This window comes from Flavobacterium sp. W20_MBD1_R3 (assembly GCF_052119725.1).
GTDB lineage: Bacteria > Bacteroidota > Bacteroidia > Flavobacteriales > Flavobacteriaceae > Flavobacterium.
On the sequence record NZ_JBGQOR010000003.1, the window covers coordinates 185,439 to 209,216 of the forward strand.

Here is a 23,778-nt window from a genome sequence, read left to right on the forward strand (position 1 = left end):
AACTACACTAATTGTAAAACAGAAGAGCAAATTTGATAAATATAAAAAAAAGACCAATCAAAATAATATAATTTTATGACAACTACCGAACAAATTAAAGGTATTGTAGAGCGTCTTGGTGCGTTGAGGAGGTATCTTTGACGTTGATGCCAAATTAATTGAGATTTCAAATGAAGAGGAGAAAACGTTTGCACCAAACTTTTGGAACAATCCAAAAGAGGCTGAGCTTATTGTAAAAAACCTTCGTAACAAGAAAAAATGGATCGAGGATTACAATAAAGCAATCGAAATGACCGACGAATTGCAACTTGCTTATGATTTTTACAAAGAAGGCGAACTCACCTCAGAAGAATTAGACGAGCATTACATTGCCACCCAAGCGCATATTGAAGCAATTGAATTCAAAAATATGCTTTCAGATGAAGGAGATACTTTGAGTGCTGTGATCCAAATAACCGCTGGTGCTGGAGGTACAGAAAGTTGTGATTGGGCTGAAATGTTGATGCGCATGTACATGATGTGGGGAGAAAAATATGGTTACAAAATAAAAGAGCTGAATTTCCAGAAAGGAGAAGCTGCGGGTATAAAAACCGTAACACTCGAATTTGAAGGTGATTATTCTTTTGGATATTTAAAAGGCGAAAATGGCGTACATCGACTAGTTCGTATTTCCCCTTTTGACTCTAACGCCAAGCGTCACACATCTTTTGCTTCCGTCTACGTGTATCCATTGGTAGATGACAGTATCGAAATTGACATAAATCCTGCTGACATCGAGATTACGACTTCGCGATCCAGCGGCGCAGGAGGACAAAATGTAAATAAGGTAGAAACTAAAGTACAATTGTTTCATAAACCAACCGGAATTCAAATACAATGTTCCGAAACACGTTCGCAACAAGACAACAGGCAACGTGCTATGCAAATGTTACGCTCTCAATTGTACGAAATTGAGTTAAAAAAGAAACAGGCACAACGTGCGGATATCGAAGCCGGAAAAATGAAAATAGAATGGGGTTCGCAAATCAGAAATTATGTAATGCAACCCTATAAATTAGTCAAAGATGTTCGTACCGGTTATGAAACCAGTAATGTTGACGGAGTGATGAATGGGGAAATTGATGAATTCCTAAAAGCCTATCTGATGATGATGGGACAAAAAGAAGAATAAATCTAGCCTCGTAATAAAAAAATCCTACAGTAAGAAAGCATCTATATTGTAGGATTTTTTTATTACTTTTATCCAAAGAAAATCTTGTATCCATGAAAAATTTACTTATAGTATTCGCTTTGTTATTCTCTCTAACATTTTATGCACAGAAAAAAGTATATTTTACAGAAGATTTCAAAGAACTACCATCTGCCGTCAATGCCTTTTACTACACTATATACGAAGAGAATCAAGAGGGAACATTGCGAACATCATATTACATTGATAATTCCCTTTATTCCAAAGATCAATTCTCAAATTATAAAAAACGAATTATAAACGGCACATCCGAAAGTTGGTATCAAAATGGCGCTAAAAAAACGTTAGCTTTATATAGTAAAGGTAAACAAGAAGGCGTCCAAACGCGCTATTATGAAAACGGTCAGATAAAACGTTCTGAAAATTTTAAAAATAACAAATTTGTTGACGGGAAATGCTTTGATGAAAACGGAACCGAAATTGATTTTTTCCCTTATTATACCAAACCTGAATTCCCGGGAGGAATAAATGCTTTTTATAAATATATAGCACAAAACTTCAAATCTCCAAACAGCGCCAAAGGCCAAATTAAAATAACATTTACTGTTGAAAAAGATGGAACTTTAACTGATTTTAAAATCGTTGAAGGACTCAATTATGACATGAATGTAGAAGCTTTAAGAGTATTATTTCATAGTCCAAAATGGCTTCCCGGCAAAATAGATGGCGAAATTGCAAGTGTAAAATTTGGCTTACCCCTTACTGTAAAATAAGTAACTTTCTAAAAATTATTTTCTTTCAAGTAAAGCAACTCATTGTGCAGCAATGGTTTGCCAATTATCACAATCGATTTAGAGTGACCCACATCCATACAAACTATTAAATAGTGCTGCTGATACTAATTGCTACTATTAGTTGTTTTTATCAAATTATAAAAGCAGTTGCCTCAAATAGGTTAAAGCTGTTTTAACTTGGTAATTATAAATATTCAAAACGTTAATTCAAGTGTTTTTTTTTGTAGCCAATAAAGGAACAAAACTCTGGATACAACTTGCATTCAAAGTGACGTGTATTGAAAACCGTATTTAATTCTATAATTTCTTGTTCTAGATACAATCTCGCTAAACAGAATCACACAAACCTCTGAAAATTATAATTTAGAAACTAATTACATCCAATACTTTTTTTGCTGTTATTTATTCCTAAAAATTTGGTTACACTGCAAAATCAACAGCATCGATCATTGCGTAAAATTGAAAGTACAATAAATAAGCACGGCTATTGAAAATGTTAACGACACGCACAAATAAAAGTTAATGTGGAAATTATGTAAGTCTTAATCCCTACTCTATTTTTATCTTTGTGACTCAATAATTAGTACTACAAATCGGAAAAATTTTATTTATAAAAATCTGATTTGGAAAATCCTCTTAATTATTCTTGAATACCGTTAATGTCAAAACAGTGTGTTTTGCATTACAAATTACTTTTGGCAGAAGCCAAAATATTAATCTTTTTAATACATTAAATTATGTCTATACAAACAACGAATCCGGCTACTAATCAAGTCGTGAAATCATTTGACGAAATGACGGATGCACAAGTAGAACAAGCCATTGCACAATCTGAAAGTACTTTTCAATTGTGGAAAAAAACATCCTATCCTGAAAGAGCAGCTGTTTTAAATAAAGTTGCCGCTTTGATGAGAGAGAAAAAAACAGCTTTAGCTACTTTAATTACTCTTGAAATGGGAAAACTCTATGCTCAAGCAGAGGGTGAAGTAGAGTTAAGTGCAAATATCTTAGAATATTACGCTAAAAATGGCGAAACCTTTTTAGCTGATAAAAAATTAGAGCCTGAATTAGGTGAAGCATTTGTTAGATCAAGTCCAATAGGAGTTTTACTTGGAGTTCAGCCTTGGAATTTTCCCTTTTATCAGGTAGCGCGTTTCATAGCACCTAACATGATGGTAGGAAATACTATTTTACTAAAACATGCCTCTATGGTTCCTCAATGTGCAATTGCTATTGAAGATTTATTCAAAGAAGCACAAGCACCAGTTGGGTTGTATACTAATTTGTTGATCTCAGGAAAAAGAGCTTCAGCCATTGTTTCTGACAAAAGAATCAAAGGTGTTTCACTAACTGGTAGTGAAGCCGCTGGTGCTAGTTTAGCTGCAGAAGCTGGTAAAAATCTTAAAAAATCAGTTTTAGAACTAGGTGGTAACGATGCCTTTATTGTTCTAGAAGATGCAGATATTGATAAAACTGTTGACTGGGCCGTGGTAGGTAGAATGAACAATAACGGTCAAAGTTGCATTGCCTCAAAAAGAATTATTGCTGTAGAAGCTGTTGCTGATGAATTTATTGAAAAATATACCGCCAAGTTAGCACAATTAAAAGTAGGTGATCCAATGGATCCAAATACAGAATTAGGTCCTTTAAGTAGTGAAGAAGCTTTACTACACTTACTAGATCAAGTTGAAAGATCCGTTGCAGCAGGAGCTACCGTTTTATTAGGTGGTAAACGCGTAGATGGACCGGGAGCCTTTATGGAGCCTACCATTTTAACAGATTTAAACCCTAAAATACCTGCTTATCATGAAGAGTTGTTTGGACCCGTTTCCTCTTTCTACAGAGTAAAAGATGAAGCAGCAGCAATTGTATTGGCAAATGATTCTGATTTTGGTTTAGGTGGTTCCATCTTTACACAAGATATTGAACGTGGAAAACGTATTGCAGATCAAATTGATTCTGGAATGGTATTTATCAATCACCCAACTTGGACACAAACTGACTTACCTTTTGGAGGAACCAAAGGTTCTGGTTACGGTAGAGAACTATCTGAAATAGGAATTCATGAATTTGTAAATAAAAAATTAATTCGTATCAGTGGATTATCTGATCCGTTCTAGAAAATAATAATTAGCTAAGGCCTATCTATTCTATTACCAATTTTAAAGTAGTAGAATAGATAGGCTTTGGCATTTATATTATTTACATGACTCACTTTTAAAAAATAAAATATTATGACAACAAAACAAATCGTATTAGCAGCTAGACCAAACGGGACTCCTGTATTGAATGATTTTAGATTTGAAAATACAGAATTAGACACATTACAACAAGGAGAAGTACTGCTACAAGGAATGTATTATTCCGTAGATCCTTATATGCGTGGGCGAATGAACGAAGGAAAATCTTATGTTCCTGAATTTGAATTAAACAAAGCAATAGAGGGCGGTGTTCTCGCCACTGTTCTAGAATCCAAATCGGATCTCTTTAAAACAGGAGATGTAGTTTTGGGAGCTTTGCCTTGGAGCGAAAAAATGATTGCTTCCGATAAAAATTTGCAAAAGGTAGAATCAACGGTAGAATCCCTGACGTATTATTTAGGAATTTTAGGAATGACTGGACTTACCGCCTATTTTGGTCTAATGCACATTGGAAAACCAAAAGCAGGTGAGACTGTAGTGGTTTCAGGAGCAGCAGGAGCCGTAGGAATTACTGTTGGCCAAATCGCAAAAATCCAAGGAGCACGTGTGATAGGAATTGCTGGTTCAGATGAAAAAGCAACAATGCTAAAAGAAGAATTTGGTTATGATGCAGTCATCAACTACAAAACTACCACCAACATAAATACCGCAATAGCTAATTTATGTCCAAATGGAGTTGACGTTTATTTTGACAATGTGGGTGGCATTATTTCTGATGCCGTTATTCAAAACCTAAATTTTCATGCTAGAATTGCTTTATGTGGGCAAATTTCTTTGTACAACAGCACTGAAATTCCAATGGGACCCCGAATTCAACCTATGTTACTAACGAGAAGTGTACTAATGCAAGGTTTTATCATCAATAATTTCCAAAAAGAATTTCCCGAAGGAATTGCTCATTTATCAAAATGGGTAAATGAAGGAAAATTAAAATTCACAGAAACAATAATAGAGGGTTTTGATCAATTACCAGCGGCTTTACTTGGTCTGTTTAAAGGAGAAAATAAAGGAAAAATGATTGTTAAAGCATAAAAATAGCATCAAATAAATACAAATAAGCCGATACTATTAGGTCAGTATCGGCTTTTTGTTTGCAATTAATTACAACCATTCAATTAAGGAAACCCCAACTCCTATTGTGGTTTGTAAATTATTATAGTCAATCAATGTTTCTCCATATCCGTGCGAAACCAATAAATAACCCTTAAGATTATTTTTAATGGGATAAGACCAAGAAAAAGAGGAATTCCCTCTTGCTTTTGAATTAAAGTTTAAATTATGACTCCCAATAAAAGAAAATATATTGCTGTTTTTGGTATAAATTACATTCACATCCCCACGTCCAACATACTCCGAAATATCTGGATTATCATCCTTCTCGGAAGGAATACGAAACCAAGGTCTGACATAAATAGTCCAATTCTTTCGTTCTAATCCTGCATGTAAGATGACCCTATTCCAACTTCTGGAAAAAGGCTCACTTTTACCATTGGACTGGTGGTTAAAAGCCACTCCAATCATTCGGGTTTTAAAACCAAATAAATTAAATTTAACAGGAATATTCAGAATAAGTTCTGGTTCATAATTGACCTCCCTGAAAGGTCTAGAAAGCGCATTGTTATAAATTTGCCAATGCGATATTTGTGTGTATGCCACCCATAAATCGCCATGACCCCAAAAGATACCCTGCAAGACTTTTGTTTTGAAGCTCAACTGGAATTTAGACTCAATATTGTTGTAATCAACCCCTAGCGGAGCAACATAATCTGGATCTATATTTCCTGAAATAGGACGTTCATTAGGATTATTAGACCAGCGGACCGGTAAAACATACATTGGCTTGTAAGGAGTAACTAAAAAAGTCCCTCTAATAGAAGTAGTATCTAATTCCCAACGTTCCGTCAAATCTCGAAGCTGTGTTTTACTGTTAAATAGAGCCTGAACTTGGGCATTAGCAATAAAACAAAAGAATAAAACTAGTAAAAAGGATAATTTTATCTGAAGTAATTTCATAACAAATAGATTATAATAGGGCAAATGTACGCCAAGGGTCGTTGATTATGTTACATAATTCGTTTCATAATTTACATAAATACCTCTTTTATTCGTGTTAAAGAAAAAATTAAGATTAGGAATTTCAACGCTAAATTCTTTTATTTGAGAATTATTAAACAAGAAAATCCAATCAATACGTTATGAAATCTTACACCATACAAGAAATTAACGAGATTCTAAATGGAGACATTATAGGGAATACAACACAAGAGATTACAGCTCCAGAACAATTAGAGTTGGCCACTTCCTCTGAAATTTCATTCATTGGAAATAAAAAATATGAAAAATTATGGCTTACTTCCAATGCTTGTGCTGCGGTAGTAAATGAAGATATAGCAATAGAACCGGGAGAAAACAGAGCTTTTATAAAAGTTAAAAATGCTGATTTAGCCATGTCACAAGTATTAGAGCTTTTTGCCCCTCCTACACCATTATTTACGGTAGACATTCACCCCAATGCCATGATTGATCCTACGTCCACAATTGGCAATGGTGCCCGCATTGGCGCAGGAAGTTACATTGGACCACAAGTTGTCATTGGTCACCACGCCACCATTTATCCAAATGTGACTATTTTGGATGAGTGTACCATTGGCGAAAACACTGTAATCTGGTCTGGAACCGTTATTAGAGAACGATGTCATATTGGAAATGATTGCATTTTGCATCCCAATGCAACTATAGGAGCTGATGGGTTTGGCTTTAGACCTGATCCACAAAGAGGGTTGGTGAAAATTCCGCAAATTGGGAACGTCATCATAGGTAATAATGTTGAAATTGGTGCTAATAGCTGCGTTGATAGAGGCAAATTTAGTTCTACTATTTTAGGAGATGGCTGTAAGATTGACAATTTAGTTCAAATTGGTCATAACAGCAAATTGGGAAAATATTGTATTATGGCTGGAAACAGCGGGCTAGCGGGATCTGTGACTCTAGGAAACGGTGTAATCATTGGCGGAAGCGCTTCTATAAAAGATCACGTAACCATAGGTGATGGTGCCATTGTAGGTGCTGGTTCCGGCGTAACAGGAGATATTCCCGCAGGAAAAACCATGTTAGGATACCCAGCAGTAGAGGCTCGTGATGCACTAAAACAATGGGCAATTTTGAAAAGACTCGTAAATGAATCCAAGCACAAATAATATTTTTTATCAGATTCATAAAAAAACAGGAGCTAAATTCTGTTTTTGTGTTTTTATACCAAAATATACACCATTTTCTTTCTAAACGAATAAAATTTATCTGATTCGATTTAGTATTTTAGCCGAAAATTATTTTTAACACATTTTAACATGGATTTGAACTTCAACAAAAACGAAGACCACAATAAACTTTTACTTTCGTCATTGCGACAAAAATTTAGTGTCGTTAAATTAGGCGGCGGAGAAAAACGCATCCAAAAGCTACATAACGAAGGTAAGATGACCGCTCGTGAGCGAATCGATTATTTGTTAGATCCAAAAGCGAAATGTATAGAAATTGGCGCGTTTGTAGGTGAAGGAATGTATGCAGAACACGGTGGCTGCCCTTCTGGCGGCGTTGTAGTAAAAATAGGATATATCAAAGGAAAACAATGCATTGTAGTTGCCAATGATGCAACCGTAAAAGCAGGTGCCTGGTTTCCTATAACCGCCAAGAAAAATTTACGCGCGCAAGAAATTGCGATGGAAAACCGTCTGCCAATTATATATTTAGTGGATAGTGCTGGAGTTTACTTGCCTTTGCAAGATGAAATTTTTCCTGACAAGGAACATTTTGGTCGCATTTTTAGAAATAATGCACAAATGAGTAGTATGGGAATCACCCAAATTGCGGCTGTAATGGGAAGTTGTGTTGCCGGTGGTGCGTATTTGCCCATTATGAGCGATGAAGCTTTGATTGTTGAAAAAACAGGAAGTATTTTCCTAGCAGGAAGTTATTTAGTGAAGGCCGCCATTGGTGAAAGCATTGATAATGAAACATTAGGAGGCGCAACCACACATTGCGAAATTTCGGGTGTGACGGACTACAAAGCTAAAGATGATAAAGACGCATTAGATAAAATAAAAAATATAGTTGATAAAATAGGTGATTTTGATAAAGCAGGTTTCAGCAGAATTAAAGCAGAAAAACCCGCATTAGACGAAAATGAAATCTACGGAGTGTTACCAAAAGCTCGTAATGAACAATATGACATGATGGAAATCATCAATCGTCTCGTTGATAATTCTGAATTTGAAGCCTATAAAGATGGTTATGGTCAAACAATTATTACTGGTTATGCCAGAATTGACGGCTGGGCAGTGGGAATAATTGCCAACCAACGAAAAGTAGTAAAAACTAAAAGCGGAGAAATGCAATTTGGAGGCGTAATCTACTCCGATAGTGCCGATAAAGCCACTCGTTTTATTGCCAATTGCAACCAGAAAAAAATTCCATTAGTCTTCGTTCAAGATGTTACCGGATTTATGGTAGGATCTAAATCAGAACATGGCGGAATCATAAAAGACGGTGCTAAAATGGTAAATGCTGTATCTAATTCAGTTGTTCCTAAATTTACAGTTATCGTAGGAAATTCATACGGAGCTGGAAATTATGCTATGTGTGGAAAGGCGTATGATCCCAGATTAATATTTGCTTGGCCAAGTGCTGAATTAGCCGTGATGGGCGGAACACAAGCCGCAAAAGTATTGGCACAAATTGAAGCTTCTTCGCTTAAAGCAAAAGGAGAACTTGTAGATGAAGTAAAAGAAAAAGAATTATTTGATAAAATAAAAGCTCGATATGACGAACAAGTTTCTCCATATTATGCCGCATCTCGATTATGGACCGATGCCATAATTGATCCATTGGATACTAGAACTTGGATTTCAATGGGAATTGAAGCAGCTAATCATTCTCCGATTGAGAAAAAATTTAACCTAGGAGTCATTCAAGTTTAATATCTGATTTACAGCTAATTATATATATTTTTGTATCTTTATAACTATAATTTCATACTGAATAAATAGTTATAACGCACTCCCCATTGTTATATAACGCATTGAAAATCTTAACCGAATTCATTTTAATTATTTAAAATTAAAAAAATGAAAAAGATTTTGATTTTACTACTTTCTGCTATTTTATTCCTAGGTCCATTTGTTTATGGACAAAGCGACAAAGATGGTAATACACCACAAACTCAAAAGAGATCCTTGTTCTTAGAATCAGGGATCAATGCATCGTTACCAGTACATATTCAGATGTACCGTAGTCACAGACTGGCAATTGGTGTTAATGCGCGACTTGGAAAAAAAATTTCTAAAAAAGGTGAAATTGGAATACGGTTCGATTATGATTACCGATTTATCAAGAAAAACAGCCGCATACTAACTCCGGAAAGCACCTTAGAAGAAAGAGCATTACGCAGTAATTTTAGTTTATTTAGTCTTAAACCTAATGTTCAATTTTATTTAAATCGAAATTGGTATTGGGGAGTAGAATCAGGAATTGGTTATGCACTTTCAGATGAAGATCCTAAAATCGGTCTTGGTTTTATTTCTGAATATGCCAGTGAACAACCCTTTGGACTGTGTTCTGGCTTGTATTTAGGAAAACGTTTAAGCATTGGACCCAAAAAAAACAAAATAGGAATCTCAATGGATTTCACTCAATTTTTAGCTCGTGGTCATGCTGAAAACAGTCTTGGTTTACGAATAAACTATCGCTTTATTAATTGATGTAGTACTGGTTAAAAAGAATAAAGCATACGTTTAGTAAGGGATGCTTTATTCTTTTCTTCAGAATTTTATTTATATGCTTTCTAAAATTTCCTTGCGTTTTATTTTGCCGTTTTGTGTTTCGGCAAATTTTGCTACAAAGAAAACTTCTTTTGGTTTCTCATATTTGTCTAAAACATCAAAAATATTTTCAGCTATTGATTGTATTTCACCCTCGATGATCAATACTAATTTTTCGCCCAAAACAAGATCCTGTTTTGCAGTGACAAAAAATCTGGAATGTATTTTATCTGCTAATTTTTCTTCAATTATTTCTGGAATTAGTTTAATTCCTCCACTATTTATAACATTATCTATTCGTCCTAAAAAAACAAATTGATTATCTCCAATCAATTCAACTAAATCGTTGGTCACAATTGATTCACCTGCTATTTTTGAGGCATCAATAACTAGACAATCCCGCTCATCTTTGGTAATTTTTATATTGGGCAACAAGGAGAAAGCCGCCTCACCAACTTGCTTTGCCGCAATATGTGTGATGGTTTCCGTCATTCCATAAGTCTCATAAACCTTAGTTTTTAATTTAGAAAGTCCTTTTTCAAGAGTTTTATTCATTTTAGCTCCACCAACGATCATTTTTTTGACATTCTTCAATGCAGTCAATGAATTTTGAGCTTGCAAAGGAACCATAGCAACAAAATCATATTTGATTTCATTATTTAACAAAGGATTTGAACTTGGCGCTACAAAATCAATATCAAGACCCAGAATAAAACTCCTTACAAACATCATTTTTCCAGCAATATATTTAGTTGGCAAGCAATGTAATGCTTTATCTCCGGGCTGTAAATCAAAGAAATCTCCTGTTGCAATGGCAGAATTTACCATGGCTTGTTTTTCAATTCGGATCAGTTTTGGTACTCCGGTTGTACCAGAAGTATTCATTTCGAGATATGATTTGTTATCAAACCAATCCAAAATAAAATCACCTACAGCTTTCTCATATTCTTCCCCTTCTTTAATGAAGCTATAGGCTACTCTACACAAATCATTTCGATTTAAATGATAGCCATTCAATTTGAATAAATTATGCACATTCTGATACGTGATAGTTTTGACCATGTTTATGATTTTTATAAATTATTGACGAAATTTCCTTACTGAATTTTACCAGTTAATTTCTCTTTCCAGTTCGTCCAGTTGTATTTTGTACTAAAGATAAATAAAAGAAGCGGGTAAATAAGCACAACTGGTACAATAACATCTAATCCTGCAGATGGATCAGAGATATCTTTGAATATTGAATGCGTTTGAAAAGCAGACCAATCTGATGTGACCAGCAATGCACCAACTAAATTATTAGCAGCATGAAATCCCAAAGCGAGTTCCATTCCTTCGTCCATTAGCGTAATAATTCCGAGAAATAAACCTGTTCCTATATAATACACTAAGATAATAGGACCAATTTTAGTTACTTCAGGATTAAACCAATGCATTCCCCCAAAAATAAGGGAAGTCATTACCAATGGAAACCACTTGTTTTTAGCAAGATTAGCAAAACCCTGCATCAAATAACCTCTAAAAATATATTCTTCAGAACTGGTTTGAATTGGAATAAGAGCAATACCTATAACCGCTAAAATTGCAAATGGAATAGGTTTAAAATTGATTATAAAATCACTTGGATTGTAATAATAAAACAGCAACGTGGAAACAATTGTAAAGGCAGCCCATAGTAAGAATGAAAATAAGATACGATTCCAGTCTACTTTATCTCTGGAAGTGGTTACAGAAAGCATCGTTTGCTGGTGCAACGACTTAACAACCAATACAATACCACCCATGACAAAAACAAAAGAAATGAGTACAAAGACTAAAGTCAAATTAGGTTCAAAAAATCGCATTATTGCCTCATTTGTATTAGGATACGGTTTTCCGGTAGCAAATGTTTCAGAAACTAAAGCCAATAAAAGCGGAATTTGCCCTAAAAATGAAGCGAAAATAATTATTATTGATCCTCCTATATATTTCCAAAATGTATTCTCTGGTTTGATGCCTTGTTCTATAAACATGAATTTTTACTTTAATTATATACTTGATTAGTATGACAAATGTTATTTTTGTTGCACTTTACATACTATTTAATTACAATTTGCATTCTTCGAAACACAAAATATGATACAAATATACCATAATTCCCGATGTGGAAAATCCAGAAATTGCCTTACACTTATTGAAAACTCTAAAAAAGACGTTGAAGTAATTCATTATTTGATAAATCCTCCTTCTTGTGAAGAATTATCCACGATTCTTCAAAAATTAAATATGAAACCTATTGAATTGATACGCCAAAAAGAAAAAATTTGGATAGAGAATTTCAAAGATAATTCACTTAATGACAAACAGATTATCGAGACAATGGTCTCTCATCCTATTTTAATCGAAAGACCTATTGTTATTATGGGAAATAATGCAATAATAGGAAGAGATTTACAAAAAGTAGAAGTCTTTATCTCTTAAAATCATAGTTTTTAATTAACATTTATTTGTGATTTGTACAATTAAACCTTATTCTACTTTTGCAATCTAAACGTCGTAACCAAAGTTTTTTTAAAAATGAAAAAAATAAATTCTGTTTTAATTCTGATTCTCTTTTTTACTACCTTATTTAGTTTTGCCCAGCAAGCCTCAACCCAAAAGATAAGAATTTCTGGGAAAGTAATCGAAAAAGTCAGCAAACAACCCCTTGAATATGCTACTGTAACATTCATGAATCCAAACAATCCAAAGCCCGTTGCTGGAGGAATAACAAATCCAAAAGGAGAGTTTTCAATTGATGTTAATCCCGGTGTTTACGATATCAATATCGAATTTATTTCTTTCAAAATAAATGAAATTAAGCAAAAAAATCTTAAATCAAGTACCAGTTTAGGTTTGATTAGTCTAGAAGAAGATGCGAATCAGTTGAATGAGGTTGTCATTCGATCTGAAAAAACAACCGTCGAAATCAAATTAGACAAAAAAGTATACAATGTAGGAACCGATCTAATGGTAAGAGGTGGAACTGTAAGCGATGTTTTAGACAACATTCCATCTGTTTCTGTTGACATTGAAGGAAAAATAAGCCTTCGCGGAAATGAAAACGTCCGCGTTCTTATTGATGGAAGACCGTCAAACGCAATTAACATAGCTGAAGCTTTACGATTAATTCCTGCTGATGCAATCGAAAAAGTAGAGGTAATCACAAATCCATCAGCGCGCTATGATGCTGAAGGTGGTGGAGGTTTATTAAACATCATTTTGAAAAAGGGAAAAAATTTAGGTCTGAACGGAACTTTTATTGCTACTGCAGGTGATCCCGAAAATAACGGTTTGAGTGGTACTATAAATTATAAATCTAAAAATTTCAACCTTTTTACTACACAAGGATACAATAAGCGAAATAGTCCAGGAAATGCGCTTACCAATACTAATTATTTAAATGCGGACAATTCCATCAAAAATATAGTTAATGAAACAAGAGAGAATGATCGATATAGCAAAGGATATAATGGGAATTTTGGTATAGAATTGTATTTAGATGAAACTACAACTTGGACCAATACATTCAATTACCGAAAAAATAAAGGTGATAATCGAGATAATGTTTTTCAAAATTATTATGAAGTGGATAACACTTTTGATTATTCACGTAACCGAATCAATTTAGAAAGCAGTGACAGTGAAAACGTAGAATTTGCAACTAATTTTACTAAAAAATTCAAAAAAGAGGGTCATAAATTAACGCTAGACGGGTCCTTCTCGACCAGTGAGGATCTCGAAGTTGCAGTCATTACTGATAGAGCTACTAATACTACTGATGTAAAATTTGACAACACCCTCAACAACCAAAGTCAAAGCAGAAACTTACTTCAAATGGATTATGTGTTGCCTATAGGAGAGGGCGGTCAGTTTGAAGCCGGATATCGTGGTGATTTTTCTGAATTACTTACGGATTATCAAGTTGATAATGATGGAGTCATCAATAAAAATTTTACCAACACCTTAGAATATAAAGAGAAAATAAATGCGGTTTACACTCAATATGGGATGAAAATCAATAAGTTTTCGGTGTTGCTAGGTATGCGTTTTGAGGATTCAAATATTGACATCAATCAATTGGCCACTAATGATTACAATACTAAAAAGTACAATAACTTTTTCCCAAGCGCCTTTTTTACTTATGAAATATCAGATAAAAGCAGCGCTTCTATAAGTTACAGCCGAAGAATACAAAGACCAAGAGGTAGAATGTTGAACCCGTTCAGCAACTTATCCAGTAACATAAATATTTTTGTTGGAAATCCAGATTTGGATCCCGCTTTTTCTGATGCAATTGATTTTGGATACATCAAAAGATGGGAAAAAGTGACTTTTAATACATCCCTATACGTCAACAAAACAACAGATGTTTTTCAATTTGCAAGAAGAGAATCCGGAGATTTCGTTAACGGGATACCAATAACAATAAGCTCCCCAATCAATTTAGCCACAGAATACAGAGCTGGTTTTGAATTTACATTAAACTATTCTCCTTACAAATGGTGGAAGTTAAATGGAAATTTCAATTTCTTCAGAAATGAAACACAAGGAGATTTTGTTTATACTGATTTCAATAATAAAGTAATTACACAAAACTTTGACAATACAGCAACTTCTTGGTTTACAAGAATCACCTCAAAAGTTTCGTTGCCATACAAAATTGACTGGCAAACCAATGCTACGTATAATGGTCCTGAAAAAAGTGCTCAAGGAAGACGTTTAGGAATTATTAGTGCCAACTTAGCGTTCAGTAAAGATATTTTAAAAGAAAAAGGAACACTTTCATTTAACATCAGCGATGTATTTAATTCCAGAAAAAGAATGATGGAAACGAATCTTCCTGGATTTGCTAACTCCTACAGTGAAATGCAATGGAGAGTAAGACAGTTTAGCTTGTCATTTACCTATCGTTTTAACAAACCTAAAAACGAAAGAGAACAACCTAAAAGAAATCAAGGGGATAACGAAGGCGATTATCAAGGATAAAAATTTAGGGACTCCTGTAAAAGAGTCCCTTTTTTTTCGTTTTATCTATTTGTACAATGAAAAATAATAGGCATAAAAAAAGGACTCTTTTACAGGAGTCCTTTTTTTATTTAACAAACAGATTATACTGATTGCTCTTGCTTCTTTTTTGCTCTTTTCTCCTTGAATGCTTCCCAACTTGCTCCTCCTACCCAATAGGATACGAAACCAACTAGAAAAAACATTAACCAAAATCCTATAGTAAGAATGGTTAAGAAAAGTAAAAAGCCTAAGTACTGTGAAAATTCAAACATGTTTTCCGGAATTTTGAATGTAGCCACAAATGTAAGTTTAATTCTTTTTTGTACCAATTAAAAAGCATAAAAACTACCAATCAATTTTTATAAAAAAGGAATTATCCGTATTTTTGAGCTCAGAGTTTGGAGCTATTTCCCGCTGTTCACTCCAATCTTTTCTTTTTGAAAATAAAAAGAAAAGGATTTCCGCTGCCATCCGGGCTATAAAATGTATAAAACAACATAATTATTTTTAAATAACAACAAAATGAAATTCAGAATAGAAAAAGACACCATGGGTGAAGTGCAAGTTCCAGCTGACAAATACTGGGGTGCACAAACAGAACGTTCCCGCAACAATTTTAAAATAGGTCCATCAGCATCGATGCCAAAAGAAATTGTGCAAGGTTTTGCTTATCTCAAGAAAGCAGCGGCTTACGCCAATTGTGATTTAGGAGTTTTGCCAATTGAAAAAAGAGATGCCATTGCTGCCGTTTGTGATGAAATATTAGCTGGTAAACTAGATGATGAATTTCCATTAGTGATCTGGCAAACAGGTTCTGGTACACAAAGTAACATGAACGTAAACGAAGTAGTTGCTAATCGCGCGCAAGTCCTAAAAGGATTTAACATTGGCGAAGGCGAACAATTTATAAAAGCCAATGATGATGTGAATAAATCACAATCTTCAAATGACACTTTTCCAACAGGGATGCACATTGCAGCCTACAAAGCCGTAGTAGAAGTTACTATTCCGGGAGTAGAAAAATTAAGAGACACGCTTCATGCTAAAGCAACTGAATTCAATACTGTAGTTAAAATAGGTCGGACACATTTAATGGATGCAACTCCCCTTACCTTAGGACAAGAAATTTCAGGATATGTAGCGCAATTGAACTACGGATTAAAAGCCGTTAAAAATACATTAGCTCACTTATCAGAAGTAGCTTTAGGCGGTACGGCTGTTGGTACTGGATTAAACACTCCAGAAGGATATGACGTAAAAGTAGCCGAATATATAGCTGAATTTACAGGACATCCATTTGTAACTGCTGAAAACAAATTTGAAGCATTAGCAGCACACGATGCCATAGTAGAAACTCATGGTGCGCTAAAACAACTGGCAGTTTCATTGAATAAAATAGCTAATGATGTTCGTATGCTAGCTTCTGGGCCACGTTCCGGAATTGGAGAAATCATTATTCCAGAAAATGAGCCTGGTTCTTCTATCATGCCGGGAAAAGTGAACCCAACGCAATGTGAAGCATTGACTATGGTTTGCGCACAAGTGATGGGGAATGATGTTGCAATATCTGTTGGAGGAATGCAAGGTCATTATGAATTGAATGTTTTCAAACCATTAATGGCTGCAAATTTCTTGCAATCAGCACGATTGCTGGGTGATGCTTGTATGTCTTTTGATGAACATTGCGCGCAAGGAATCGAGCCAAACTACAAACGTATTCAAGAATTAGTTGATAATTCATTGATGTTAGTTACGGCTTTGAATACTAAAATTGGCTATTACAAATCAGCTGAAATTGCTCAAACTGCACACAAAAACGGAACAACACTAAAAGAGGAAGCTGTTCGTTTAGGATACGTAACCTCAGAAGATTTTGATGCTTGGGTTAAACCAGAAGATATGGTGGGAAGCTTGAAATAATTAATTTTCAATACTGAATTGTTAATTATTACTAATCAGCTGCAAATTAAAAAACCCTGCAATGTAACGTTGCAGGGTTTCTTGTTATAAATTTATATTCTAATAGCAAAATATATTAATTTAGTTTTCATTAAATAAACTTACGTAAATTATATGGTAACAATTTCTGATCAGATAAGTCCTATAAGTTCTAATAAAGTTCCACAGATTCTATTTCTTATTAATTATATCCATTACTTCCTTCATAATTCGAATGCTTTTCAATTTGTCCTCATGATCAAAAATTGGACTGGTAATCATCAATTCGTCAATTTTTGTGTAATCCATAAACTGTTCTAATTCGACCGCTACTTTATTTTTACTTCCCACAAAAGAACAAGCAGTCATTTGGTTTACGTGAAAATGTTCTTCTTCGCTCATAATTCCATCCATCGAATCTAATGGTGGCTGTAAGGGTCTTCTATCATTCCGAATCAGATTAAGAAACATTTGAGTCAAACTAGTCGATAATTTCTCTGCTTCTTTATCAGTATCTGCGGCTATTGCGTTGACACAAGCCATCGTTTTGGGTGCGTCTAAAAATTCTGAAGGTTCAAAATTGTTTCTGTAAAATTCGAATGCCTGATGCATTTGCTTTGGTGCAAAATGTCCTGCAAAGGCATAAGGCAATCCTTTGGCAGCAGCCAAAGCAGCACTATCCATGCTCGATCCTAATATCCAAATAGGAACTTTAGTACCTTCGGCGGGAAAAGCGCGCACTTTTGCAGTGGCATTATCCTCCGATAAAAATTCTTGCAGTGCTGTCACATTTTGAGGAAATCGTTGCGATTGCTCAAAAAAATCTTTCCGAATTGCTTGTGCGGTTAATCCATCGGTTCCCGGTGCTCGGCCTAATCCTAAATCAATTCGGTTTGGATATAATATTTCGAGGGTACCAAATTGCTCTGCAATAATTAAGGGCGCATGATTTGGCAACATAATGCCACCTGAACCTACCCGAATATTTTGCGTTTGACCAGCAATATAACCAATCAAAACAACTGTTGCTGTACTGGCCACATGAGCCATATTATGATGTTCCGCTAACCAAAATCGCTTATATCCTAAACTATCTGCGAGTTGCGCTACCTTCTTTGTTTTTTGTAGTGTTTCAGCAGCATCATTATCTTGCGATATCAATGCTAATTCTAATACGGAAAATGGAATATTTTTTGTCATTATAAATTTCTTCTTTACACAAAAATAATCATTTCAGTTCGAGCCAAAAATTGTGTAGTGTTAATTGATTTATAATATTTCTAACAAATACAAAACATTGTGAACTGAAAGTACACAATTCCTATGGACAAACTTAAAATCTTACAACTGTTCTTCTATTTATTTGTAACAAATAAATTGCTCCCCTGTAACATTAGAAGAAAAAATTTTTAGTTTTAAAAAGTAAATAGACTAAAATAGATAGCTTTACTTATAAATCTGTGACATTGGGATTCTTCGTCTCTTTCGATTTCATAAAGAAACCTGCAACTTTCTGTGGCAGGTTTTATTAGTATTGAAAGTATTAAAACTTATTTTCCATCAACAAAATCTTGTAAATAACTGAATCGTGGCGTAAGTTTTCCTTTTTCGGTAATTTTAGCTCTTTGTAAAATACCGTCTTTATCTCCGTTGAAGAAAGCGGGAAGTACTTGCTGCAGTACTACTTCTCCAAATCCTTCGCTAGCATCTTTTGGCAATTCACAAGGTAAATTATCAACGGCCATGACCACAATTGCTGCTGGATGAAAAACATCAACTTCTTTATTTTCACTTGGAAAATATCCGTATAAGGGTTCTGCAATTGTTGATGATCGGAGCGTACAGGCTATAGGTCCATTAACATCGCAAGAAATATCAGCAACCACTTTAATTTTACAATCTTTAGATTGCAGCATTTCACGTGTCAGAATTACCGGAGCCTCATTAGCGTGAAAATGTCCGGTAATATAGATATCCGAGACAGTAGTGAATTTTTCAAAATCAGAAATATACTCCTTTGGATTATTATAAAAATCAAGATAATCTAAAACCTGTCCGTCTTTGCGCATGTTATATTCTAACACATCAACTTGGGTGTAAACCGGCTGCGAATAATTTTTAGTTAAATAATCTGCTACTGAAACTTCCTTTATTTTTATTGCATCCAGAACTTCTTTAGCTCCTTTTCCAACTTTTCCAGTTCCTGTAATTACAAATTTCAAGGGAGGTAATATCAATCGTTTTAAATGAGTGATCAACGCTTCTTTACCTGAAAGTGTTTCGGCTTTTGGCAATTTAAACAATTCAAATTTGATTCCAAATGCTCTAATACTATTGTACGCCCCTACTATTCCTGCATATCTTCCAAAACCAATTAATCTTCGATTTTGATCATCAACAATCGTTTCATAATCATACAAATCGATATTTTTTTCTAAAATAGCTTGCAATAATTGTCTATTATAGGGTTGTTTTTTTATTGTATGTGAAAAAAACAAATAGGTTTTATTTGGGATTAAATTTTCTACTGGCACTTCTTTAACTCCAAATAGAACGTCGCAATTACTTAAATCATCGGTCATTTCCATTCCTAGTGCTTCATATTCTGTATCGCTAAAAATTCTAATCGTAGAACGCTCGACTTCAATTGTGCTATTTGTAAACTGCTGTTTGAATTTTATCAAATCATCTGGTGAGAAAACAACTCTTCTGTCGGGCGGATTTTTTCTTTCCTTTAAAATTCCAAATTTCATATTTATTTTATGCTTTTAATTAACATTAATACAACTTTAAAATGCTTTTTTGTTTCAAATATAACATTTTAAACAATGTGGTGCTTCTTTTGATATTTAAAAATGCTGTCGAGAAACTACTATTCACTGAAGCACAAATTAATACAAAAAACTAGAATCGGCTACTGCTAAAATACTGTTAAGGTTTAGAATAAACAACGTATGAAAAGACATTGATTCTATATATTTGCCTTTCTAGCATTATAAAAATGAACACAATCAAAAAAACAAATATACTACATATATGCCTCCTCTTTTTAATTTTGGGTTCTTGTGCCAAAGAGAAAAAGAAGGTCGAGGTACAAGATGCGCAACTACCAAAGGATACATTGCCAAAGATGAAGCCTTTAGATAAATTAGAGCCAAAACTTACGGCAAACTATATAACTGCTAAAAAGAACGCCATTGATTCTTTTTATAAAAAAAATTGGCCAAATAACAGCGCAAATGGTAGCTTTTTAGTGGCGAAAAATGGCCAAATTATTTATGAAAAATACGAAGGTTACGCAAACTATAGAGCTAAAAAATCAATAAATAAATCTACATCGTTACATATTGCATCGGTAAGCAAGGTCATAACTGCCACCGCAATTTTAAAATTAGTCAATGCTGATAGAATTCAATTAGATCAAAAGGTAAACACAGTTTTGAAAGAGTTCCCCTATCCAGACATTACTATTAAAACATTATTAAATCATAGAAGTGGCATGCGCAATTACGCTTATTTCACAGACCGGGACAAAACGGTTTGGGACAGGCATGACATACTTACTAATCAAGATATATTGACCATCATGGCAACCAAGGATATTGGTTTAGAGTTTAAGCCCGATACACGTTTCAGTTACTGCAATACTAATTATGCTATTCTAGCGCTAATTATCGAAAAAATAACTAAACTTCCTTACAAAGAAGCTATGGATAAAATTATTTTTAAGCCTTTACAAATGAAAGATACTTATGTTTTTGATTATGAAAGAGACAAGGATACAGCAGTTACTTCGTACAAAGGAAATAAAGTAGAAATAGGAAAAGATTATTTAGATGCCATTTACGGTGATAAAAACATTTATTCAACACCCCGTGATCTATTAAAATTTGACAGAGCACGGAACAGTCCTACTTTTTTGACGCCTGCGCTTCAAAGTCAGGTTTATAAACCCTATAGTAATGAACGCAAAGGAACCAAAAATTACGGTCTGGGAATTCGAATGGTCAATTGGGAAACGGGACAAAATTTCTATTTTCACAACGGTTGGTGGCACGGGAATACTTCGTCTTATATTACGCTCAGAAAAGAAGGAGTTACGATCATAGCATTATCTAATAAATTTACCAGAAAAACGTATGACGTTCGGAAATTAGCGCCATTATTTGGCGATTATCCGTTCAAATTAAAAGATGAGTAAGAAAGGCATCATTATTGTATCATGTTAGAGGCATCACAATCAGAAATTCATATAAAAGGTGTACCTTTGCAAACTAGAAATTTAATTCTAGGTTTTTAAAACAAAAAAGGGGTCGACTGGTTTTGACAGCAAGTCGAATTGATAAGTAAGCACGTCGAGCATTGAGACCTTGCTCGTAAATATAAGATCTTACCATTTTACACGGCGAAAATAACTACGCTTTAGCTGCATAATCCGAATTATAGTACGATTACGCCACGTTCCTATCAGATAGGAAAGCTGGATTCTCCTTGAAAGCCTTGGTTTGTGGCGTTCAGTCCAGGAGAACCGTAAAAATAGACCTAGATTTCCATGAGCTTCGGGTGGATTTCAAAATTAAGAAGATAAGTGTGGTGTGGCTGTTTCTGGCCTAACACAACATCGAAAATTCAATCAGAAAATAAACGCGTAGAAAGCTTTTTAGTTGCTTGTTTGGACCCGAGTTCGATTCTCGGCGACTCCACAAAAAACCCGAAAATCATTGATTTTCGGGTTTTTTTATTTATTATTGATAATAAAGTTGATTAATTGAGTATAAATAACTTTTTCGTTTAGGATTCTCCATATTCGATTAAACAACAAAATCCGAACTACGATAATTCACCAAAATCAGGTCACAACAAAAAAACTAGTCTAGAAAAAAGCCTTTTAATATTAAAAATTTGTTGCAATACTAGGCTGTACACACTGACATGTAAATATTTAGGATTCATCATAGTCAAAATAACATACTACAAATAACTTTCTTTAAATATCAAAAATAGAACAAAGCTGCACATTGAATTAACCATGAAATTTATTGTTATTAGTGTACTAAAAGACAATTTTACTTCTTTTTCAATTGCATTACTTGCTAGATATTCCATTTCGAATACCGAATTAACTTAAAAAGTGGCAATCGTTCGTTTAATATAATTTAACTTTTTATCATCATTAACTAAGTCATGGCACAGATATTCAATTCACAATACCATTAGCTAAATGTCTAATGTGTCGGACAAAGCCTCGATTGTCCCGTTATAAAGTGATGTTCTTTTAAAGAAAAATTCTTATCTGTTTTTTTTCAAATTCTAATTTTTTGAACTTGGAGCAGTTCAATATGATAATTATCATTTTTAATTTTTGGTAGTAATGCTACTTTTGGCTATTGCTAAATATTTTTACATGAAAAATTCTTTAATTCAAAAATACAATGTACCTGGACCTAGATACACTAGCTATCCTACAGTACCCTATTGGGATGAAACTGATTTTTCAAATGAAATTTGGACCCAAACACTCAAGAAATCATTTGTGACAAGCAACTCCTCTGAAGGCATCAGTTTATACATTCATTTGCCTTTTTGCGAAAGCTTATGCACCTTTTGTGGCTGTAACAAGCGCATCACTAAAAATCATTCTGTTGAAAATCCGTATATTGATGCCGTTCTAAAAGAATGGACTTTGTACTGCAACATTCTTGGAGAAACACCAATTATCAAGGAAATTCATTTGGGTGGTGGAACTCCAACTTTTTTTTCGACAAAAAATTTAGAAGATTTAATTAATGGTATTTTTCTTAGTGCCAAAAAAGCCAAAGATCATGAGTTTAGTTTTGAGGGTCATCCTAACAATACTTCTCATGAACATTTGCAAAAGCTATATGATTTAGGTTTTAGAAGAGTAAGTTTTGGTGTCCAGGATTATTCAGAAAAAGTACAAAAAGCAATTCACCGTTTGCAACCTTTTCATAATGTGGCAAAAGTTACGTTTTGGGCAAGAGAAATAGGATATACTTCTATTGGTCATGATATAATTTTCGGATTACCATTTCAGGAAATAGAGGATGTCATTGATACAATTGAAAAAACAAAATCCTTGCAACCTGACCGCTTGGCATTTTATAGTTATGCACATGTTCCTTGGATAAAAGGCAATGGACAACGAGGTTTCAACGATGAAGATATTCCTAAAGATGATAAAAAGCGAATGCTATATGAAACTGGAAAAAAGCTACTGTTTGAAAATGGATACCATGAAATAGGAATGGATCATTTTGCACTAATAACAGATAGTTTAAATCAAGCTTTACACAATGGCACGTTACACCGTAATTTTATGGGTTACAGTTCTTCAAAAACACAATTAATGCTTGGATTAGGCGTGTCATCCATCAGCGACAGCTGGTTTAGTTTTGCTCAGAATGTAAAAAATTTAGAAGAGTACTACAAATTATTAGAATCCAATAATTTACCCGTTTTTAGAGGACATTTATTGAATAATGAAGACCTTACAATACGAAAACACATTTTGAATTTAATGTGCCAATTTCAAACTTCTTGGATTAATAAAGAAGATTACTTTACTGAAATCCCTGAGATTGTACTTCAATTAAAAGAAATGGAAAAGGATGAATTACTAATCATCAGTGACCATTCCATCACCGTAACTGAAAAAGGGAAACCTTACGTACGAAATGTTTGTATGGCATTTGACTTACGTTTAAAAAGAAAAGCACCAGAAACAGCATTATTTTCGATGACAATTTAATGTTTTATAAATTTAAAAAAATAAAAAAGCATGCAAAATGGCG

At 34.1% G+C, this 23,778-nt stretch carries 18 protein-coding genes and 1 other RNA gene; 13 read left to right on the forward strand and 6 right to left on the reverse strand.

What is annotated here, in order from left to right:
- Positions 1-75 precede the first annotated feature (75 nt).
- The 4 genes from prfB (at position 76) to ACEN2F_RS06745 (ending at position 5,216) form a co-directional block, all read left to right on the forward strand.
- Positions 76-1,171 (forward strand): peptide chain release factor 2 gene (prfB, locus tag ACEN2F_RS06730; RefSeq protein WP_441737254.1). Its coding sequence is split into 2 segments (ribosomal slippage): positions 76-138 and positions 140-1,171, totalling 1,095 coding nucleotides; the frame shifts between segments, so codons are not numbered across the junction.
- 92 nt (positions 1,172-1,263) lie between these two features.
- A complete protein-coding gene (locus tag ACEN2F_RS06735) occupies positions 1,264-1,962 on the forward strand; it encodes an energy transducer TonB (RefSeq protein ID WP_441737257.1) in 699 nt (232 codons plus the stop codon).
- A 758-nt stretch (positions 1,963-2,720) separates the two neighbouring features.
- Positions 2,721-4,103 (forward strand): NAD-dependent succinate-semialdehyde dehydrogenase, encoded by a 1,383-nt coding sequence (locus ACEN2F_RS06740; protein WP_441737260.1) that lies wholly within the window; start codon positions 2,721-2,723, stop codon positions 4,101-4,103.
- Between the two features lie 114 nt (positions 4,104-4,217).
- Positions 4,218-5,216: an NADP-dependent oxidoreductase gene (locus ACEN2F_RS06745; protein ID WP_441737262.1), complete on the forward strand. Its 999-nt coding sequence runs from the start codon at positions 4,218-4,220 to the stop codon at positions 5,214-5,216.
- Between the two features lie 69 nt (positions 5,217-5,285).
- Here the strand turns inward: ACEN2F_RS06745 and ACEN2F_RS06750 are convergent, their stop codons facing one another.
- Complete coding sequence (locus ACEN2F_RS06750) at positions 5,286-6,197, reverse strand: phospholipase A (RefSeq protein WP_441737264.1); 912 nt, start codon at positions 6,195-6,197, stop codon at positions 5,286-5,288.
- Positions 6,198-6,379: 182 nt separating this feature from the next.
- Between ACEN2F_RS06750 and lpxD the strand changes: the two genes are divergently transcribed.
- The 3 genes from lpxD to ACEN2F_RS06765 all read left to right on the forward strand — a co-directional run bounded on the left by lpxD (position 6,380) and on the right by ACEN2F_RS06765 (position 9,940).
- On the forward strand, positions 6,380-7,381 hold the full coding sequence (gene lpxD / locus ACEN2F_RS06755; protein WP_441737267.1) for a UDP-3-O-(3-hydroxymyristoyl)glucosamine N-acyltransferase: 1,002 nt from the start codon (positions 6,380-6,382) through the stop codon (positions 7,379-7,381).
- Positions 7,382-7,531: 150 nt separating this feature from the next.
- Complete coding sequence (locus ACEN2F_RS06760) at positions 7,532-9,160, forward strand: acyl-CoA carboxylase subunit beta (RefSeq protein ID WP_441737269.1); 1,629 nt, start codon at positions 7,532-7,534, stop codon at positions 9,158-9,160.
- A 147-nt stretch (positions 9,161-9,307) separates the two neighbouring features.
- Entirely contained in the window at positions 9,308-9,940 is a 633-nt protein-coding gene (locus ACEN2F_RS06765) for a hypothetical protein (RefSeq protein WP_441737271.1), read from the forward strand.
- A gap of 72 nt (positions 9,941-10,012) precedes the next feature.
- Here the strand turns inward: ACEN2F_RS06765 and ACEN2F_RS06770 are convergent, their stop codons facing one another.
- Together ACEN2F_RS06770 and ACEN2F_RS06775 are read right to left on the reverse strand one after the other, a co-directional pair.
- A complete protein-coding gene (locus ACEN2F_RS06770; RefSeq protein WP_441737274.1) occupies positions 10,013-11,062 on the reverse strand; it encodes an AMP-binding protein in 1,050 nt (349 codons plus the stop codon).
- 35 nt (positions 11,063-11,097) lie between these two features.
- Positions 11,098-12,012 (reverse strand): CPBP family intramembrane glutamic endopeptidase, encoded by a 915-nt coding sequence (locus ACEN2F_RS06775; protein WP_441737277.1) that lies wholly within the window; start codon positions 12,010-12,012, stop codon positions 11,098-11,100.
- A 103-nt stretch (positions 12,013-12,115) separates the two neighbouring features.
- Here ACEN2F_RS06775 and ACEN2F_RS06780 point away from each other — a divergent pair, with 103 nt between their 5' ends.
- Both ACEN2F_RS06780 and ACEN2F_RS06785 read left to right on the forward strand, forming a co-directional pair.
- A complete protein-coding gene (locus ACEN2F_RS06780) occupies positions 12,116-12,460 on the forward strand; it encodes an arsenate reductase family protein (protein ID WP_441737280.1) in 345 nt (114 codons plus the stop codon).
- Between the two features lie 96 nt (positions 12,461-12,556).
- Positions 12,557-15,007, forward strand: a complete 2,451-nt coding sequence (locus ACEN2F_RS06785; RefSeq protein ID WP_441737282.1) for a TonB-dependent receptor domain-containing protein — start codon at positions 12,557-12,559, stop codon at positions 15,005-15,007.
- 122 nt (positions 15,008-15,129) lie between these two features.
- Here the strand turns inward: ACEN2F_RS06785 and ACEN2F_RS06790 are convergent, their stop codons facing one another.
- On the reverse strand, positions 15,130-15,327 hold the full coding sequence (locus ACEN2F_RS06790) for a hypothetical protein (protein ID WP_441737556.1): 198 nt from the start codon (positions 15,325-15,327) through the stop codon (positions 15,130-15,132).
- A 223-nt stretch (positions 15,328-15,550) separates the two neighbouring features.
- Between ACEN2F_RS06790 and fumC the strand changes: the two genes are divergently transcribed.
- A complete protein-coding gene (gene fumC / locus ACEN2F_RS06795; protein ID WP_441737285.1) occupies positions 15,551-16,948 on the forward strand; it encodes a class II fumarate hydratase in 1,398 nt (465 codons plus the stop codon).
- A gap of 210 nt (positions 16,949-17,158) precedes the next feature.
- Here the strand turns inward: fumC and ACEN2F_RS06800 are convergent, their stop codons facing one another.
- Together ACEN2F_RS06800 and ACEN2F_RS06805 are read right to left on the reverse strand one after the other, a co-directional pair.
- Positions 17,159-18,166, reverse strand: a complete 1,008-nt coding sequence (locus tag ACEN2F_RS06800) for an LLM class flavin-dependent oxidoreductase (protein WP_441737288.1) — start codon at positions 18,164-18,166, stop codon at positions 17,159-17,161.
- 350 nt (positions 18,167-18,516) lie between these two features.
- The gene (locus ACEN2F_RS06805; RefSeq protein ID WP_441737290.1) at positions 18,517-19,719 is read right to left on the reverse strand and encodes an NAD(P)-dependent oxidoreductase; all 1,203 of its coding nucleotides are present in this window, start codon (positions 19,717-19,719) and stop codon (positions 18,517-18,519) included.
- Between the two features lie 248 nt (positions 19,720-19,967).
- On the opposite strand from ACEN2F_RS06805, the gene ACEN2F_RS06810 reads away from it, so the two are divergent.
- The 3 genes from ACEN2F_RS06810 (at position 19,968) to hemN (ending at position 23,735) form a co-directional block, all read left to right on the forward strand.
- Complete coding sequence (locus ACEN2F_RS06810) at positions 19,968-21,167, forward strand: serine hydrolase domain-containing protein (protein ID WP_441737292.1); 1,200 nt, start codon at positions 19,968-19,970, stop codon at positions 21,165-21,167.
- Between the two features lie 108 nt (positions 21,168-21,275).
- Positions 21,276-21,672: a transfer-messenger RNA gene (ssrA, locus tag ACEN2F_RS06815) on the forward strand.
- 698 nt (positions 21,673-22,370) lie between these two features.
- Positions 22,371-23,735 carry an oxygen-independent coproporphyrinogen III oxidase gene (gene hemN / locus ACEN2F_RS06820; RefSeq protein WP_441737295.1) on the forward strand — a complete coding sequence of 455 codons (1,365 nt, stop codon included), beginning with the start codon at positions 22,371-22,373 and terminating at the stop codon, positions 23,733-23,735.
- Positions 23,736-23,778 lie beyond the last annotated feature (43 nt).

Excerpts from the sequence above, each read along its gene's own strand:
- ACEN2F_RS06780 (WP_441737280.1), top strand. The coding sequence starts at position 12,116 with ATGATACAAATATACCATAATTCCCGATGTGGAAAATCCAGAAATTGC.
- ACEN2F_RS06735 (WP_441737257.1), top strand. The coding sequence starts at position 1,264 with ATGAAAAATTTACTTATAGTATTCGCTTTGTTATTCTCTCTAACATTT.
- ACEN2F_RS06805 (WP_441737290.1), bottom strand. The coding sequence starts at position 19,719 with ATGAAATTTGGAATTTTAAAGGAAAGAAAAAATCCGCCCGACAGAAGA.
- lpxD (WP_441737267.1), top strand. The coding sequence starts at position 6,380 with ATGAAATCTTACACCATACAAGAAATTAACGAGATTCTAAATGGAGAC.
- ACEN2F_RS06785 (WP_441737282.1), top strand. The coding sequence starts at position 12,557 with ATGAAAAAAATAAATTCTGTTTTAATTCTGATTCTCTTTTTTACTACC.
- ACEN2F_RS06800 (WP_441737288.1), bottom strand. The coding sequence starts at position 18,166 with ATGACAAAAAATATTCCATTTTCCGTATTAGAATTAGCATTGATATCG.
- ACEN2F_RS06775 (WP_441737277.1), bottom strand. The coding sequence starts at position 12,012 with ATGTTTATAGAACAAGGCATCAAACCAGAGAATACATTTTGGAAATAT.
- ACEN2F_RS06740 (WP_441737260.1), top strand. The coding sequence starts at position 2,721 with ATGTCTATACAAACAACGAATCCGGCTACTAATCAAGTCGTGAAATCA.
- ACEN2F_RS06745 (WP_441737262.1), top strand. The coding sequence starts at position 4,218 with ATGACAACAAAACAAATCGTATTAGCAGCTAGACCAAACGGGACTCCT.
- ACEN2F_RS06810 (WP_441737292.1), top strand. The coding sequence starts at position 19,968 with ATGAACACAATCAAAAAAACAAATATACTACATATATGCCTCCTCTTT.
- ACEN2F_RS06750 (WP_441737264.1), bottom strand. The coding sequence starts at position 6,197 with ATGAAATTACTTCAGATAAAATTATCCTTTTTACTAGTTTTATTCTTT.
- ACEN2F_RS06765 (WP_441737271.1), top strand. The coding sequence starts at position 9,308 with ATGAAAAAGATTTTGATTTTACTACTTTCTGCTATTTTATTCCTAGGT.
- fumC (WP_441737285.1), top strand. The coding sequence starts at position 15,551 with ATGAAATTCAGAATAGAAAAAGACACCATGGGTGAAGTGCAAGTTCCA.
- ACEN2F_RS06760 (WP_441737269.1), top strand. The coding sequence starts at position 7,532 with ATGGATTTGAACTTCAACAAAAACGAAGACCACAATAAACTTTTACTT.
- hemN (WP_441737295.1), top strand. The coding sequence starts at position 22,371 with ATGAAAAATTCTTTAATTCAAAAATACAATGTACCTGGACCTAGATAC.
- ACEN2F_RS06770 (WP_441737274.1), bottom strand. The coding sequence starts at position 11,062 with ATGGTCAAAACTATCACGTATCAGAATGTGCATAATTTATTCAAATTG.